Origin of the sequence: Pseudoalteromonas sp. R3, assembly GCF_004014715.1 — a bacterium.
Classification (GTDB): domain Bacteria; phylum Pseudomonadota; class Gammaproteobacteria; order Enterobacterales; family Alteromonadaceae; genus Pseudoalteromonas.
In genome coordinates this window covers 2,679,443-2,696,402 of the sequence record NZ_CP034835.1, presented here as the reverse complement: position 1 = coordinate 2,696,402, position 16,960 = coordinate 2,679,443, and the positions used below count along the sequence as shown (strand labels likewise).

The following is a 16,960-nucleotide window of genomic DNA, read 5'->3' as shown; positions in this document are numbered from 1 at the left end:
TGATGACAGCAACATTGAACGGTCACTTTTAATTTCAAGCTGCATATGGCACGTTAACAGTCTGAGTTTTAAGTCAATATAAGCCGATAGAGGACAGCCATCAAGAGCTAACGCTTTGTTATTACAACAGTGTTGATAAAGATAAATGGCTGTTCTTGCTCATTCAAATTTAAAAAAGGCTGAGACATGTATACACAAATAGAGAAATCTCATGTGAATAAAGGCGGTACCGTGGCTAATACTGCAACTCAGAAGAAGAGTAGCAAGAAGCAGGGTTTTGGGCTTGTGGATAATCGACCTGAAGCTATCACTCAAAGGAAATCAAAAGAAGCGACAAGCAGTGGCGTTCTCCCCCTACAATTAAGAACGAGTAAAATCGTTGAGACGAGTGCTCGAAAACATTACCACGATGGATGGGGCGCTAAATATAAGATCCAGAATGATACAGCATTAGAAGCCAAGGTACCTGACTCGGTTAAGGGTTCTGGAGAGGTTCCATTGGGTATATACGAGTCTGGACCTAGATGGTTCTATAAGGGAGAGCAATATAAGAAAGGGAAAAAATGTAATATTTTATACAAAGATGTAGAAGAAGGTTGGGGTAAGCATAAGTCAAAAAGCACATCAATATATCATTGTGGACCAACAGGCCCAGCCATCACCAAGAAAGTCTAACAGGATTGAATTCAACTCTGAAGTGCGACACTTTTGCCAAAATTAAGGAGGGTCTTCATAATTTTGCTGAATATCGTATCAGGTTGCTTAACACCCAAACTTTGTTCCGGCTGATTGCTTATCCGTGACATCTTGAATTCGACATAAGCTTCACTTACTTTTCTCAAATCTGTACCGTTTTTTATATTGAACAAACCATGTGCATTATGCATGTCATGGGAGAGTTACAACTACGCCCGGCTAAGCAATGCCGGGCAGCAGCTCAAACTATTTAAAAATACGCCGAATAGGACAGGGATAAGAAATCCAGCCCGGGGTTAGGGCTCTTAAATCCGGCGTTTGAGTAATGCATGTAGCGAATGGCGATATTAGCACCGTCCATCTGATATACCAGCCCGATACGGTCCTCAAACTGATAGTGTGTACTGACATTCTTACCCGCGAATTGTGTGTCATCAAGCAAAGCGAGCCCAATTCCGAACTCCACTGCAATCGGATGATTCTGGTAGGTGGCGAACGGGTATCTGATCACCGGTGATACTGCTAGCACAAAATTACCATCGTGATGATTCTCTTCTCCATAACGCCAAAAGTTGATACTGCTTTCAAAGTGTACATCAAAGTGACGCCAGGCTTGGGGTAAGTCTAGCTCGGGGTGATATTGATAGGCCAGTTTAATGCCGTCGACACTGCCTTCGCCGTGAATGTAGTGGATAGCGTAGCCATGTTGTTGTGCCTGTGCAGGGGCTGTCAGGAAAATAAGACATCCCAGTACGAATAGGGTTGTTCTGATCATAATGAAAACCAATTCAGTATAAGTGAATACAGGTATTGTCGGCATATGTATTGACAATAAACAGCCACTAAATGACAAGATATTGATGCTGAAATGGCACTAAATGGTTAGGTGTTTGATTTTTAATTAAAAAATAATTGGTGCCGTTGTGGCACTAATATGGTGCTAATTTGTGTGTTTTTCATCTGCAAAGTTAGCGTTAAACTTGCTCCATTAACATATACCGGAGCGGATCATGAAAAGACTAATGCAACTTATGCTGGTGGCACTATTGACGTTTAGCAGCTTACACAGCTTTGCTGCGACTGATACACAAAGCAACCCTTATGGCCTGATCAAATCAGTGGGCGATCAGTTGTTTGTAGACATTAGCAAGTTGAATACGCTGGAAGAGGCTCAGAAGAAAGCAGAGCTTAAAAAGTTGGTACGCGCACAACTGATGCCACATATCGACATTAAATACGTGTCTTTTAAATTGCTTGGTAAACATGTCCGTGGGCTCAAGCGTGAGCAGGCAGTGACCTTTATTGATGCGGTAGAGCAGTACCTGGCAAACACTTATGCGAATGCACTGATGAGCTACAAGGGCCAACAGGTTAATTTTATCGAGCCGGTGGTAAGTAGTGACAGCAAATTTGCATCGGTCAAGTCCGAAATCGTTGAACCCAACGCGCCAACTATCGACATCGTGTTTAAGTTCCGTAAAAACAAATCCGGTGAGTGGCAGGTATATGATTTGGTTGCTGAAAGTATTTCTTTACTCAGTGCAAAGCAAAAAGAGATCACAGCGCGGATCAGCGAAGTAGGGATAGATCAGGTAAGCAAAGAGCTGATTGCGAAGAGCTAACTGTTACAGATTTAATTTAAGACACAATTTGCGTCCTTCAGGCGGGTATTCACTCTTACCCATGAGATCCAATCTTCTCCGATTGCCCGCCTTTTTTCTCTCAGCGGTATCCGGTTTATCTAGTATCTTTGGCTTGTCGCTGTCATGTCAGCCATAGTAAGATGGCGACCATTAAACGAATTAGAACAGTGTAATATACGTCGGTCGGTTGCCACCCGTGTACCCAGCTTGCTATATCGATACACTGTCAAAGATTAAGAATGCTTTACTATGCAATTATCACCTTCACTTTCAGCTTTGGTTGAGTCTCTGCGTTGTTTACCTGGCATTGGACCTAAATCGGCTCAGCGAATTGCCTTTCACTTACTCGAAAGAGATCGCAGCGGTGGCACTGCACTTGGGCAGAGTCTGCTGCAGGCGATGGATAAAATTGGCCATTGCGAATCCTGCCGTACGTTTTCAGAAACGCCGGTATGTGATATCTGTAGCAACGTAAAACGTCAGGATACCGGGCTATTGTGTGTGGTCGAGTCTCCAAGTGATGTACTGGCCATTGAGCAAACCGGTCAGTATCAGGGGGTATATTTTGTATTGATGGGCCATTTGTCACCCCTCGATGGTATAGGCCCGAACGAAATCGGTATGGATGTGCTGGAAAGAACCCTGGCCAATGGCAACATTAATGAGGTAATCCTTGCAACGAATCCAACGGTCGAAGGGGAGGCGACAGCACACTTTATTGGTGAGATGTGCCACCAACATAACGTGACCGCTTCGCGGATCGCACATGGAATGCCGGTTGGCGGTGAGCTGGAGCTGGTCGATGGTATGACCCTGATGCATGCCTTTAGTGGCCGAAAGGCGATTTAGTGAAAGCCCGCCAGGGCTTTTTATGTTTTTTGGGTTCGGAAATATACTATCCATAACTTTTTTCATTTCTCCCCCTTGAAAAATTCTTACCCAGCACAATATACCTGAGCATAACGCAAGTTAACTGATTAACTATGTACTACTATTGTGTACCAAATAAGTTAGGGTGTACCAAATGACTACAGAAAATACTAAAGAAAATCATTCATTTAGTGCCAATACGAAGCAGTTGCTTCAACTGATGATCCACAGTTTGTACTCAAACAAAGAGATCTTTTTACGTGAGCTGGTTTCTAATGCGTCGGATGCCGCAGACAAGCTGCGTTTCTTAGCGCTGCAAAACGGCGACCTGTACGAAGGTGACGCTGAGCTGCGCGTACGTATCAGCGCCGACAAAGACGCGAAGACGGTAACCATTTCTGACAATGGTATTGGTATGACTCGTGACGAAGTGATCAGCTCATTAGGGACTATCGCTAAGTCAGGCACAGCAGAATTCTTTAAGAACCTGACAGGTGATGAAGCAAAAGACTCTCAGCTGATTGGTCAGTTTGGGGTAGGTTTTTACTCTGCCTTTATCGTTGCTGACGAGGTAACTGTGCGTACCCGTAAAGCAGGCGAAACTCAGGCGGTTGAGTGGCAGTCAAAAGGCGAAGGCGAATACACACTGGCAGATATTGAAAAAGCAGAGCGTGGTACTGAAATTATTCTTCACTTACGTGAAGAAGAGCTGGAATTTGCCGATGACTTCCGTCTTCGTTCAATCGTGACTAAGTACTCTGATCACATCTCTATCCCGGTAGAAATGTTCAAAGCGCCGGTACCTGAATCAGAAGGTCCGGATGGCGAGAAAATTGAAGCTCAGCCAGGCGAGTGGGAAGGCATCAACCGTGCCACTGCACTGTGGACTCGCGATAAGTCTGAGATCAGCGACGAAGAATATAAAGAGTTCTATAAACATGTGGGCCACGACTGGGAAGAGCCACTGACCTGGGCACACAATAAAGTAGAAGGTAAAACGGAATACACCAGCCTACTGTATATTCCAAAGAAAGCGCCATTCGACATGTGGAACCGTGATCGTCAGACAGGTCTGAAGTTGTACGTACAGCGCGTGTTCATTATGGATGACGCAGAACAGTTTATGCCTAGCTACCTGCGTTTTGTAAAAGGTCTGTTGGATTCAAACGACCTGCCGTTGAACGTATCGCGTGAAATTTTACAAGATAACAAAGTCACTCAGGCGATCCGTAAAGGATGCACGTCTCGTATCCTTAAGATGCTTGATCGCATGGGTAAGAACAAGCCGGAAGACTATCAGACTTTCTGGAACGAGTTTGGTCAGGTTATCAAAGAGGGTCCGGCTGAAGACGCTGCTAATAAAGAAGCGATTGCGAAGTTACTGCGTTTCAGCTCTACCCACACTGACGAGAGCGTCCAAAATGTATCGCTTGAGCAGTATATCGAGCGTATGGCTGAAGGCCAGGACAAGATTTACTACGTGGTTGCTGACAGCTTTGAAGCGGCTAAGAGTTCACCACACCTTGAGATCTTCCGCAAGAAAGGCATCGAAGTACTATTACTGTCAGACCGCGTTGATGAGTGGATGATGAGCCATCTGACAGAATTTGCTGAGAAGCCGTTCCAGTCTATCACCCGTGGTGACCTGGACCTGGGCGATATGGAAGATGAAGAAAGCAAAAAAGCACAGGAAGAGAGCGAGAAGCAGGTTGAAGGTCTGGTAGAGCGCATTAAAGAAGCGCTGGGCGATAAAGTGAAAGAAGTTCGTTTTACGCACCGACTGACGGACTCTCCTGCGTGTGTTGTGGTAGATGACCATGATATGAGTTCACAGATGCAGAAACTGATGGAGTCTATTGGTCAGTCTGCGCCAGAGTCTAAGCCAATTTTTGAGCTGAACCCTGAACATCAGTTGGTTAAACACCTGAATGTTGAACAGGACGAAGACAAATTTGCACAGTGGTCAGAAGTATTACTGGATCAGGCTCTGCTTGCAGAGCGCGGCAGCCTAAAAGACCCAGCCGGCTTTGTGGCTCGTCTGAATAAGCTGATGCTTGATTTGAGCAAATAAGCGAAAAACAGCTCTGTTTAATAACAAGCCCGGTGAGTTATTCAACCGGGCTTTTTTGTTAGATGGCGACCACAGCGCTGTGAGATCATATTATTTATTCCAGACGATTGAGCTTTCGAAGTCGGGGAGTACTTTATATGCTCCTTGTCATCCAAGGGACGGCTTCATCCAAAACAAACCAGAAATGACAGGGACGTGATAATTTTTCAGCTTCTCGATCAGAGTTAAGTATTTGTTTTACAGTATTCAAATGACGCAAAATGTCGAAACTAAAGGGCCCGTCGCGAATTTGTCATACAAATACACTGGACAAACCAATGATGAAAAAGATAAAATGACAGCGTTGTCATTGAGATCTATTATCACCTTGAATACGCTTCTGCCCGAACGTCTATGGAATAATCAGATAGTAAACATCATCCTCATTAGATTAGTTTATTAATTAGGTCCAAATCTTCTACATAACTCATCGCAATCACTGTCAAAAAGCGCATAGCTTGTGATATATTCACCTCGTTTGTAACAAACTATAACCAGATAATTATTTATTCTTTCTATATCAGTGGGTTAGATTTTTGTTGAAAAAATCTTATGTTAGCCACACAAAAAGATGTAGCGAATCTGTAATTTTGGGTGTATGGTTTGTTATTAGATGACAGCGTTGTCATCATCACTGGGCAGAAGTGATTTAAAAACCAACAAAATGATTCAAGGGGAATCCTGTGTTAGCTAATAATTTTAAAAAAAGCTTACTGGCAGCTAAGGTTGGCCTCATCCTGAGTACGGGTGTGACAGGCGTGGCGTATGCTGAAGATAACCAGACTGGCGTTAAAGAAGACGTTGAAGTCATTGAGGTGCGTGGTATCCGCCGCTCATTGGCCGAAGCTGTTAATACTAAACGATTTGCAACCAGCGTTGTGGATGCGGTATCCGCAGAAGATATCGGTAAGTTCCCAGACAGTGATGTGGGTGAAGCCTTAGGTCGTATCCCGGGCGTAGCCGTTAGCCGTCAGTTTGGTCAGGGCCAGCAAGTGTCTATTCGTGGTGCATCGAGTCAGCTAACGTTGACAACTCTGAATGGCCAGAACGTTGCTTCAACAGGTTGGTATACAGAGCAAGCTATTGACCGTAGCTTCAATTACACATTGTTGCCGCCTGAACTTATCTCAGGCATCGATGTATACAAGTCTTCACAAGCAAACATTGTTGAAGGTGGTGTTGGTGGTACTGTTAACGTAAAAACCCGTAAACCACTAGACCTGGATTCCGGAACCGTTTTCGCTTCTGTTAAGAGCGTATATTCAAGCCAGTCTGAGCAGTGGGACCCTGCTTACAGTGGCCTTGCAAGCTACAAAAACGATGACGAAACATTTGGTGTACTTGCAGCTTTGGCTGTACAAGAAACAGATTATGTTCGTCGTGGTAACGAATCATTGGCAGGCTGGAATGGCGCAGTTTCTGCTAACTACTTCCTGCAAGAGCGTGAAAGAACAGCGACTAATGTGGCTTTTCAATACGCGCCAACAGACGAGTTGTCGTTCGATCTGACTTATATGAACCTTGAGCTTGAAGCGAACAACAACAACAGCAGCTTCTGGATCTTCCAGGCCGGTGCCAACTGTTTAGGTGAGAACCCGGATGGCGTATGTATGCTATCTGAAGCTACAGCGGCGACACCAACTGATAATCCGTCTTGGCTACAGGCGTTTGCACGTCGTGCGAAGATGGAGTCTGAAACGGTTGATTTTGGCTTTGAATTCAAACGTGACACGTTTGAAATTTCTGGTCGTATTGGTCGTTCAGAAGCAACTGGTGGTACAGAAGCGCAAACAAACTACGGTGGTTTGATCGGTTCTCATGAAGATCGCTACGGCATGATCGACATGACTGGAAAGCGTATTAAAATCCAGCTAAAAGAAAACGATTATCGCGTTGGTCACTGGAATGAGGGTAGCCCAGGCGTAGCAGCATGGGCTGTACGTAATCAGCCGAATACGGATGAAGAGACGTACGCACAACTTGACACTAAGTTCATGCTTGATCATGACATCATCACTGCCGTTCATGTTGGTGCACGATTCACTAACCACAAGGTTGAAGAAGATAACTTCAAAGGCCTGGCGAACATTCAGCGTGATGCGAATGGCGCGCCGGTACTGAGTGATGAAAATGATCCAACCAGTGTGATTGCTGATATTGCTGATATTGCACCAGCACAACTATATGGCAATGGTGTAAACGAAGCAGGCTTCGAATATATCACTATCCCAGGTCCACACCTGGATGCGATGTTTAACCACACAGCGCAGAACTTCAGCGAATATGTGCGTGACCGCAGTGGTTATGCCGCACTTGAAGAAGAAAACTTTGCGTTTTATGTAATGGCTGATTTCAGTGGTGAAAACTACCGCGGTAACTTTGGTCTGCGTTACATCTCTACAGACGTAAACAGTGACTACTATGGCTCAGACATCACGGTAACAGGTATTACTGATTCGGGTAACTTCTACGGTGGTAATGCACTAAAAGCGAAAACTTTGTCTAACAAAGAAGCGGATTACTCAGATATCCTGCCTAGCTTCAACATCGCATACGACCTGGATGAAGATACTATCCTGAGAGGCTCAATCGCACAGGTTATCAGCCGTCCGAACTATCAGGATGTATTTGCTCGTTCCAGCCTGAGTGGGTATGACAATGAAAACCCGAATGACCAGCAGGAAGTGACCGGTAATCCAGGTCTGGAGCCGTTCAAAGCGACTCAACTTGATGTGTCTTACGAGTATTACTACGGCGACAGTAACTTTGCGAGTGCGACTTTCTTCTACAAAGACATTGAAACTTTCGTGACATCGTCAACAACACCTAATCAGTCAATTGGTATCAAAGATCCTGCGTGTAACTGTGACGTTTGGAACATTGTTAACCGCGTAAATGGCGACGGTGGTGATGTTATTGGTCTTGAGCTTCAACTTCAGCACGCGTTTGACAATGGTTTTGGTGCGATTGTTAACTACACCTATGCAGACAGCTCGTCAGAAGAAACAAACTTCGACGACCGTATCGGCCGCTTCTCAGACAGTTCTGACCATACTGTTAACTTAGTTGGTTACTACGAGAACGATGACTTCGGCGCTCGTCTGGCGTACAACTGGCGTTCTGAATTCATGATCCGTGAAACGGGTTTCTACTCGTCACGTGAGCACATGGACTTCGGTACTTTGGACTTCACAGGTAACTATCAGGTGAACGACAACGTTAGCCTTACGTTTGAAGTTGTAAACATTCTTGAAGAAGACAGCTACCAGATTGGTATCTCAGGTTCTGACGGTCTTCTGAAAGAAGAAACAAAACACAATTTCCCTGCATGGAGCTATGTAGGTGAGCGCAAGATTGCACTGGGTGCAAACTTACGTTTCTAATTTTGTTGTTTGGAAAAGCCCTGCTTAAATAGTGGGGCTTTTTTATGCCTACTTTATGGCAAGATAGCACTGGCATTCGGGTAAAAATAGAAATTGCGTGTTTGTCCAATGTACTCTTTTAAGTGGTTACGGGGTGAGTTGTGCACGGTGAAGAAACCAAGATAAAACACATTGTGATTGTAGGCGGTGGCACGGCGGGTTGGCTGGCTGCGAACCATTTGGCGGTCGATGTAGCTGAAGATGTGACTATTACACTAGTTGAGTCTCCTAACATTCCCACGATCGGTGTGGGTGAAGGGACTGTACCTGTTATAGTCGATAGCCTCAAAAAGTTTGGGATCAGAGAGTCTGATATATTTCGCTTGTGTGATGCTACGTTCAAAAATGGCATTCATTTTGTCGGCTGGAACAAGTCAGTTAATGGGCAGCCCCATCGCTATTTTCATCCTTTTGACGACCCAAATGTCAATGGGGTTAACCTGCTGCCTTACTGGTTGCATCAGTTACCAGAGGCCAGAGCTCGCTTCGATCAAAGCGTTTCTATTCAGACGCATATTGCACTGGAAAATAAAGCACCTAAGTTGATAACCGATGCGGAATATGATCGTATGATCAATTATGCCTTTCACCTCGATGCAGGAAAGTTTTCTGCGTTATTAGCTGAGCATGCGGTCAAAAATCGACGGGTAAATCATATAAAGGACGACGTCGAATCAGTACAGATTGCGCCTGATGGATTTATCTCAGGATTACAACTAAAGCAAGGCGATGTACTTAAAGGCGATCTGTTTATTGATTGCAGTGGCTTCCAGTCGTTATTGCTTGGTAAGGCGCTTAATACGCCGTTTATTGATAAAAGCGACGTGTTATTTGCCAACCACGCTGTGGTTACCCAGGTTCCATATGAACATGCACAAGAAGTTCCTCCTTACACTATTTCAACAGCTCAGCAGGCTGGGTGGATCTGGGATATTGGCTTACAAAGCCGCAAGGGCGTTGGTCATGTCTATAGTGATCAGTTCACAACACATGAGCAGGCTCATCGTGATTTATGTGCTTACCTGGGTAAGTCTGAAAATGCTGTCGAATCTCGGCTTATCAAAATGCAGGTAGGTTTTCGAGCAGAGGCTTGGGTGAAAAATTGTATCGGTATCGGGCTTTCACAAGGCTTTGTTGAACCGCTTGAAGCGACAGGGCTGCTAGTGTTTGATTTAGCGGCCAGAATGTTGTCAAAGCGCCTTCCCACTCAGCGACAGGAAATGCCTGCAATTGCCAAGCAATTTAATCAGCATATGGCGCATGTCTGGCAATCAATAGTCGATTTTATCAAGCTTCATTATTGCATTTCCAATCGTGATGACAGTGAGTTTTGGCGCATGAATCGTGCTGCAGAAACTATCCCCGATTCTCTGCAACAGAAATTAGCATTATGGCGAAATGACATTCCAAACGAGTATGATTTTGTCAGTAGTTTGGACGTATTCAGACTCGAGAATCACCTCTATGTATTATACGGCATGGGCTATCCCAGTCGTTGTAAATATCCTTCGCCACAACAAGTGTCACAACAGGAGGCTATGTTAAAGCTGGTAGCCCAGCGGCAAATTCAGGCTGGGACCATGTTGGATACACATAGCAACCTGGTTGCAAAAGCATCAAGATATGGCTTTCAAAGAATTTAACGACAATATTTCTTTTCTTTTACCTTGAAAAGCTATAGCCTTGGACGCATATAGATAACAACTTTACGATAAAACGGAGCAGTATTATGGCGGAGCAACAAGTGCAGCCTTTACACAACGAAAAACATGCCAACATTAAAGTAAAAAATGGCATTAACGTAGAATTTTTGAAATCTCAGCACTTGATCCCGGTCGTTGCGCACGAGTTTGCACGTGTTGCGACTGAATTCCCGATGGCATTTGTTAAGAACACTGAAAGTGGTCAGTTCCAGGCTGTCGCGCTGTTTGGCCTTGAGCCAGGTGAAAACCTGTTTGTACAAGATGACGAGTGGACTGCGGGTATCGCGCCACTGGCTGCATCTCGTTACCCGTTTGGTCTGGTTAAGCACCCAGAGCAAGACCAATATGGCATCGTGATTGACGAAGCGAGTTCACTGGTTGGTGAAGAAGAAGGTAATGCTTTGTTTGAAGATGGCAAAGAAACAGAATACCTTGAGCGCCGCAAAGAAGCACTGGTTAACTACATTGAGTTTTCTCGTGTTACTGAGGCTTTCACACAGTACCTGGCTGAGAAAGAGCTACTTGTACAACAAACGCTGACAGTTGAAATCGCTGGTGAGAAGAAAGACATCAATGGTATCTACCTGGTAGACGAGCGTAAGCTGAACGAGCTAAGCGATGAAGAGTATCTGGAACTACGTAAGCGTGGTTACCTGGCACCTATCTTCTCTTTCCTGACTTCAACGCATCAGGTTGGCCGTTTGGCACGTCTGAAAGCTAAGCGTCAGGCAAGCTAAGTCACTAGCGACAGCATATTGTAAGAAAGCGCCTTAGGGGCGCTTTTTTTATCGCTTTTTTTTGTATCCGAAATTTAAATCCGGCAACTTGGTTCCACAATAAAATAACAACAGGAACTGTACATGCGCCGTTTACTATTTTCTTCATCCTTATTTGCTGCACTCTGCTTAGCATATCCCACTTGTGCATCTCAACCCGAGACACCCATCGCGATTGCTATCCATGGTGGTGCCGGTACGATTGAAAAATCACGTTTTACACCCGAGCAGGAAAAAGCCTATAGACAGACGCTTAAAGCGGCCATTGAGCAGGGCTATGCCGTGTTAGAGCAAGGTGGTGAAAGCCTGGATGCAATTACTGTGGCAATTAAAATACTGGAAAACTCTCCGTTTTTTAATGCAGGTAAAGGCGCGGTTTATACTTATGAAGGGGCGCATGAGCTGGACGCGTCGATCATGGATGGACGAGACCGTCAGGCCGGCGCGGTTGCCGGTGTTAAACATGTTAAAAATCCCATCGAGCTGGCAAGAGCGGTCATGGAGAAATCGGTGCACGTGATGCTCAGTGGCGAAGGCGCCGAGGAGTTTGCCAAGCGTGAAGGTATGTCGTTTGTTAACAATGACTATTTTGACACGCCGCATCGTTATGAAGCCTGGCAAAAAGCACGCAAGAAACTGGAGCAAGTTGAGCAGAGCAACAAAGACTATCAGGCACAGCATCAACAGTTACCGCAGCAATATAAAATGGGCACAGTGGGCGCCGTTGCGTTGGACAAACAGGGCAACCTGGCCGCAGGCACATCGACCGGCGGTATGACAGCAAAACGATTTGGGCGTGTTGGTGACTCGCCGATTATTGGCGCAGGGACCTTTGCAGACAATGATTCTTGTGCGGTGTCAGCAACTGGGCATGGTGAGTACTTTATTCGCTATAACGTTGCCGCTGATATCTGCGCGCGGGTACAGTATCAGGACAAATCCGTGACGCAAGCCGGGCAGGACGTGATTTTTGGCCCGATGTTACGCGCGGGCGGAACCGGCGGTGTGATTATTTTAGATGCCAAGGGCAACATCAGCATGCCATTTAACACCAAGGGCATGTATCGGGCCAGCAAGTCCAACACTCAGCCTACCTATGTGGGGATTTTTGAGGACAAAGACACCTCTAAATAGTCTGCTTAACGTCTGCAAATTTAGGCAATTTTTGTAACGCCAGCTACTATTTAATATGAAGCTGGTGTTTTCTTAGGGGAATGAAATATGCAATCTGTCAAAGTAGCAGACTATCTTAATCATCGTCCGGTGACCTTTAAAGCGGACATGCGTATTGAGTCGGCAGTAGAAAAATTACTGCAAAGTGGTCAGGCCGGAGGGCCCGTGATCGACGATATGCAGCGTGTAGTGGGCTTTTTATCAGAGCAGGACTGTATCCGAACTATGCTTGAAGCTACTTATCAGAATGAATCTCACAGCATAGTAGCTGACGTGATGAATGCCGAGCCTTTGTGTGTCAGCCCGGACGACAGTATCCTAAAACTGGCAGACAGAATGACCGCCGATAAACCTAAAATCTATCCGGTGTGTGACAGTGACTGCCGACTGGTTGGGGTGATTAGTCGTACCCACGTACTTTATGCCATTGATAAGCACCTCCACGATACCTATGAATCGGGACATCGCTTTGTGTGAGTTCTGATGCACGTTTTCCTGAGGGCATATTTCGATGCCTGATGAAGGTGGTGTCGACGATATTTGGCACCATTCGGTGTGGTAGCTATTCTACAATATCTTTAAGGTAGCAGTCCTTGTCAAAGGGACTGGGCTGACTGCATGCTTTTTGTTAGACTACGCGACGATTTTCTCAGTAACAAGGTGTCGTGTAGTGGATTTGCAGTCGTTGTATTCGAACATAGCGGATTGCCTCAAAAAGGATCAGTTTCTCTTTAAAAAACGTCTTCAGGGCGTCAAAAAAATAAAAGACGAAGCGAAACAACAAAAGGTACTTACTCAGATAACGCGTGACATAGAGCACAGTAAAACGCTTAGAGTGAAGCGCCTGGCTGAACTGCCGGCGGTGCAATATCCTGAGTCGCTGCCGGTTAGCCAGAAAAAAGACGACATTAAAAAAGCCATTGCCGAGAACCAGGTGGTAATAGTCGCGGGTGAAACCGGCTCCGGTAAAACCACTCAGCTACCTAAGATCTGCCTGGAACTGGGCCGTGGTGTTGATGGCTATATTGGTCACACTCAGCCACGACGTCTGGCCGCACGCAGCGTGTCAAACCGGATTGCCGAAGAGCTTAATTGTGAGCTTGGTCAGGAGGTTGGCTTTAAGATCCGTTTTAGCGATCAGGTGTCTGATAAGAGCTATATCAAATTAATGACCGACGGTATCTTGCTGGCAGAGATCCAGCAAGACAGATACCTGAACCAGTACGATACCATCATCATAGATGAAGCCCACGAGCGTAGTCTGAATATCGACTTTATCCTTGGCTATCTTAAAAATTTGTTACCTAAGCGCCCAGATCTCAAAGTGATCATCACCTCAGCGACAATCGATCCGGAACGTTTTTCCAAGCACTTTAATAACGCGCCCATCATTGAGGTATCGGGCCGCACCTATCCGGTAGAAGTGCGCTATCGCCCAGTGATTGATGCCAGTGGGGATGAGAGTGAAGCCGAAAACGACCAGCTACAGGGGATCTTCGATGCCGTAGACGAGCTGTGTGCAGAAGGCCCCGGAGACATCCTGATCTTTATGAATGGCGAGCGGGAAATTCGCGATACGGCGGATGCGCTGAGTAAGCGTAACCTCAAAGGGGTTGAGATCCTGCCTTTGTATGCCCGTTTGTCGAATGCCGAGCAAAATCGCATTTTTGCCGCACACAGCCACCGTCGTATTGTATTGTCAACCAACGTGGCCGAAACCTCACTGACGGTACCTGGGATCCGCTATGTAATTGACCCGGGCACGGCGCGGATCAGCCGCTACAGTTATCGCACTAAGGTGCAGCGATTGCCTATTGAAGCTGTCTCTCAGGCTAGTGCTAACCAGCGTATGGGACGCTGTGGCCGGGTCGCTGCGGGTGTCTGTATCCGCTTGTATTCGGAGGAAGATTTCCTGGGTCGTCCGGAATTTACCGATCCGGAAATTCTGCGTACCAACCTGGCATCGGTTATTTTGCAAATGCTGGCGCTGGGCCTGGGTGATATCAAGCGTTTTCCATTTGTACAAGCTCCCGATAATCGCAATATCACAGATGGTGTCACCTTGCTTGAAGAGCTTGGCGCGGTTAAACCTGCCGCCAGGCGCGAGCAAACGACACTAACCCAGACCGGTCGTAAGCTCAGCCGCTTACCCATAGATCCGCGCCTGGCTCGTATGGTACTGGCCGCAGCGCCTTTGGGGGCATTGCGTGAGGTGATCATTATCGCTGCGGTACTGTCGATTCAGGATCCCAGAGAAAGACCGCAGGAAAAGCGTGGCGCAGCCGACGAAAAGCATGGTCGATTTGAAGATCCGGACTCGGATTTTATGGCGTTTTTAAACCTCTGGCAGTATCTGGAAGAGCAGCAGGAAGCGCTCAGTCGCAGTCAGTTCAGAAAGCAATGTCAGAAAGACTTTTTAGCCTATATGCGGGTCAGAGAGTGGCAGGATATTGTTTATCAGCTCACCACAGTGTGCACCGAAATGGGCCTCAAAGCCTCAGGTAACGACGCCAGCTTCGAAGCCATTCACCAGGCGCTGCTCAGCGGCATGCTGAGCCACATAGGTCAAAAAGACGAGAAAAAATTCTACAAAGGGGCGCGCAACAGCCAGTTCCATATTTTCCCGGGCTCTGGCCTGTTTAAGAAAAGTCCCAAGTGGGTGATGGCGGCCGAACTGGTAGAAACCAGTAAGCTCTATGCCCGCATTAATGCCAGAATTGATGTTAACTGGGTTGCCCCGCTGGCGGAGCATCTGGTTAAGCGCAGCTACAGTGAACCGCATTGGGAAAAGAAGCAGGGCTGTGTCATCGCCTTTGAACAGCAAACCCTGTATGGCCTCATCATAGTTGGCAAAAAGCGTACGGTTTACAGCCAGATTGAACCGGCGCTGTGTCGTGAACTGTTTATTAAAGAAGCGCTGGTTGCCCAGCAACTGGGTCAAAATGAGGCCTTTTTAAAGCATAATCAGGCCCTGATTGAAGATATTCAGGATCTGGAAAACAAAGCGCGTCGCCGGGATATTCTGGTCGATGAGCATATGATGCAGGCGTTTTACGAGCAGCGGATCCCGGCCGATGTCAATAATCGGGCTGCGTTCAACCACTGGTGGAAAGAGAAGAAAAAAACTGACAAACGCTTTTTGCATATGGACAGAGACGCTCTGATGCAGCACGAAGCGTCACACATTACGGCGCTGGATTATCCAGACGTGTGGCAGCAGGGCAATCTGATGTTGCCATTGAGCTATCATTTTGAGCCCGGTCAGCCCGTTGACGGCGTGATGGTGAACATCCCCTTACCACTGCTTAACCAGGTGGCTAATGAGGGGTTTGACTGGCATATTCCGGCACTGCGCCATGAATTGATCTGCTCTTTGATCAAGAGCCTGCCAAAAAGTCTGCGACGCAACTTTGTCCCGGCGCCCAACTATGCCGATGCGGTACTCGCTGCCATAGAGCCGATGCAGGGCGGTTTTCTTGAAGCCCTGGCCAATCGCTTATTACGTATGACGGGCGTTAAAGTTGATGCTGAGGCGTTCGATCTCGGGGCACTGGAATCGCACTTAAAAATGCAGTTTCAGGTACTGGATGAACACAATAAGGTGATTGCGCATGGCTATGACCTGGATGCACTCAAAGCCAAATTACAAGGCAAGGTCACTCAAACGCTATCAAAGGTGGCCGAAGAGGGCATAGAGCAGGACGGGCTGACGCAGTGGTCGTTTGGTGACCTGCCTGAGGAATACACCAAAAAACAGGGCGGTTATGAGATCAAGGCGTTTCCGGCGCTGGTAGACAACAAGCAAAGCACCTCAATCAGTTTATTTGATCATCCGCTCAAGGCACAACAGGCCCACCGCCTCGGTTTACGTCGACTGGTGATGCTGAACGTGCCCTCACCGGTGAAATATTTACAGCAGCATTTGCCGAATAAAGCCAAGCTGGGGCTGTATTTTAATCCGTTTGGTAAAATTAACGACCTGATCGACGATTGTACCGCAGCGGGGATCGATGCCTTACTGGGAGATTACACCGCGATCCGCTCTGAGCAGGATTTTGAAAAAGCCAAAGAATATGTCCGGGCTGAACTGGGAGACAAAGTGGTAGATATTGCGTCGGCGGTTGAGCAGGTGCTAAGTATTGCGCATGGCATTAACAAGCGCATGAAAGGGCGGGTTGATTTAACCATGATCACCGCGCACGGAGATATCAAGTCTCAGTTAGAGAGTCTGATCTTTAAAGGCTTTGTTAGCCAGCATGGTGCACACAAGTTGTCTGATCTATTGCGTTATATGAAAGCGATTGAAAAACGTCTTGAGAAGTTGCCGGTCGATCCAAATCGTGACCGTTTGTGTGTGCTGGAACTCGAAAAAGTAGCAACTGCATACACAGATAAGTGTAATAAGCAGCCAAAAGGGCTGCCAATGCCAGAGGCCCTCGATGAAGTTTTTTGGATGCAGCAGGAACTTCGGGTGTCTTTATTTGCTCAAACACTAGGCACACCTTATCCGATTTCAGCAAAGCGGATCACTAATGCGCTAAATGAGATCGAATAGTGTGTTTTGACT

At 46.5% G+C, this 16,960-nt stretch carries 11 protein-coding genes; 10 read left to right on the top strand and 1 reads right to left on the bottom strand.

What is annotated here, in order from left to right; genetic code table 11:
• Positions 1–186 precede the first annotated feature (186 nt).
• Positions 187–675: a hypothetical protein gene (locus ELR70_RS16710; RefSeq protein WP_054016795.1), complete on the top strand. Its 489-nt coding sequence runs from the start codon at positions 187–189 to the stop codon at positions 673–675.
• Positions 676–946: 271 nt separating this feature from the next.
• Here the strand turns inward: ELR70_RS16710 and ELR70_RS16705 are convergent, their stop codons facing one another.
• Positions 947–1,471 carry an acyloxyacyl hydrolase gene (locus ELR70_RS16705; protein WP_054016797.1) on the bottom strand — a complete coding sequence of 175 codons (525 nt, stop codon included), beginning with the start codon at positions 1,469–1,471 and terminating at the stop codon, positions 947–949.
• Positions 1,472–1,706: 235 nt separating this feature from the next.
• On the opposite strand from ELR70_RS16705, the gene ELR70_RS16700 reads away from it, so the two are divergent.
• The 9 genes from ELR70_RS16700 (at position 1,707) to hrpA (ending at position 16,948) form a co-directional block, all read left to right on the top strand.
• Positions 1,707–2,318: an ABC transporter substrate-binding protein gene (locus ELR70_RS16700; protein ID WP_054016798.1), complete on the top strand. Its 612-nt coding sequence runs from the start codon at positions 1,707–1,709 to the stop codon at positions 2,316–2,318.
• 270 nt (positions 2,319–2,588) lie between these two features.
• Complete coding sequence (gene recR / locus ELR70_RS16695) at positions 2,589–3,188, top strand: recombination mediator RecR (RefSeq protein ID WP_054016799.1); 600 nt, start codon at positions 2,589–2,591, stop codon at positions 3,186–3,188.
• Between the two features lie 175 nt (positions 3,189–3,363).
• Positions 3,364–5,280: a molecular chaperone HtpG gene (gene htpG / locus ELR70_RS16690; protein WP_054016800.1), complete on the top strand. Its 1,917-nt coding sequence runs from the start codon at positions 3,364–3,366 to the stop codon at positions 5,278–5,280.
• A gap of 722 nt (positions 5,281–6,002) precedes the next feature.
• Entirely contained in the window at positions 6,003–8,702 is a 2,700-nt protein-coding gene (locus tag ELR70_RS16685) for a TonB-dependent receptor (RefSeq protein WP_054016801.1), read from the top strand.
• A gap of 140 nt (positions 8,703–8,842) precedes the next feature.
• A complete protein-coding gene (locus ELR70_RS16680; protein WP_054016802.1) occupies positions 8,843–10,384 on the top strand; it encodes a tryptophan halogenase family protein in 1,542 nt (513 codons plus the stop codon).
• 86 nt (positions 10,385–10,470) lie between these two features.
• Positions 10,471–11,181, top strand: a complete 711-nt coding sequence (locus ELR70_RS16675; protein ID WP_054016803.1) for a SapC family protein — start codon at positions 10,471–10,473, stop codon at positions 11,179–11,181.
• 123 nt (positions 11,182–11,304) lie between these two features.
• The gene (locus ELR70_RS16670) at positions 11,305–12,354 is read left to right on the top strand and encodes an isoaspartyl peptidase/L-asparaginase (protein WP_054016804.1); all 1,050 of its coding nucleotides are present in this window, start codon (positions 11,305–11,307) and stop codon (positions 12,352–12,354) included.
• An 87-nt stretch (positions 12,355–12,441) separates the two neighbouring features.
• Complete coding sequence (locus ELR70_RS16665; protein WP_054016805.1) at positions 12,442–12,870, top strand: CBS domain-containing protein; 429 nt, start codon at positions 12,442–12,444, stop codon at positions 12,868–12,870.
• 193 nt (positions 12,871–13,063) lie between these two features.
• Positions 13,064–16,948 (top strand): ATP-dependent RNA helicase HrpA, encoded by a 3,885-nt coding sequence (gene hrpA, locus ELR70_RS16660; protein ID WP_054016806.1) that lies wholly within the window; start codon positions 13,064–13,066, stop codon positions 16,946–16,948.
• The last annotated feature ends 12 nt before the right edge of the window (positions 16,949–16,960 follow it).

Excerpts from the sequence above, each read along its gene's own strand:
- ELR70_RS16710 (WP_054016795.1), top strand. The coding sequence starts at position 187 with ATGTATACACAAATAGAGAAATCTCATGTGAATAAAGGCGGTACCGTG.
- ELR70_RS16705 (WP_054016797.1), bottom strand. The coding sequence starts at position 1,471 with ATGATCAGAACAACCCTATTCGTACTGGGATGTCTTATTTTCCTGACA.
- ELR70_RS16700 (WP_054016798.1), top strand. The coding sequence starts at position 1,707 with ATGAAAAGACTAATGCAACTTATGCTGGTGGCACTATTGACGTTTAGC.
- recR (WP_054016799.1), top strand. The coding sequence starts at position 2,589 with ATGCAATTATCACCTTCACTTTCAGCTTTGGTTGAGTCTCTGCGTTGT.
- htpG (WP_054016800.1), top strand. The coding sequence starts at position 3,364 with ATGACTACAGAAAATACTAAAGAAAATCATTCATTTAGTGCCAATACG.
- ELR70_RS16675 (WP_054016803.1), top strand. The coding sequence starts at position 10,471 with ATGGCGGAGCAACAAGTGCAGCCTTTACACAACGAAAAACATGCCAAC.
- ELR70_RS16670 (WP_054016804.1), top strand. The coding sequence starts at position 11,305 with ATGCGCCGTTTACTATTTTCTTCATCCTTATTTGCTGCACTCTGCTTA.
- ELR70_RS16665 (WP_054016805.1), top strand. The coding sequence starts at position 12,442 with ATGCAATCTGTCAAAGTAGCAGACTATCTTAATCATCGTCCGGTGACC.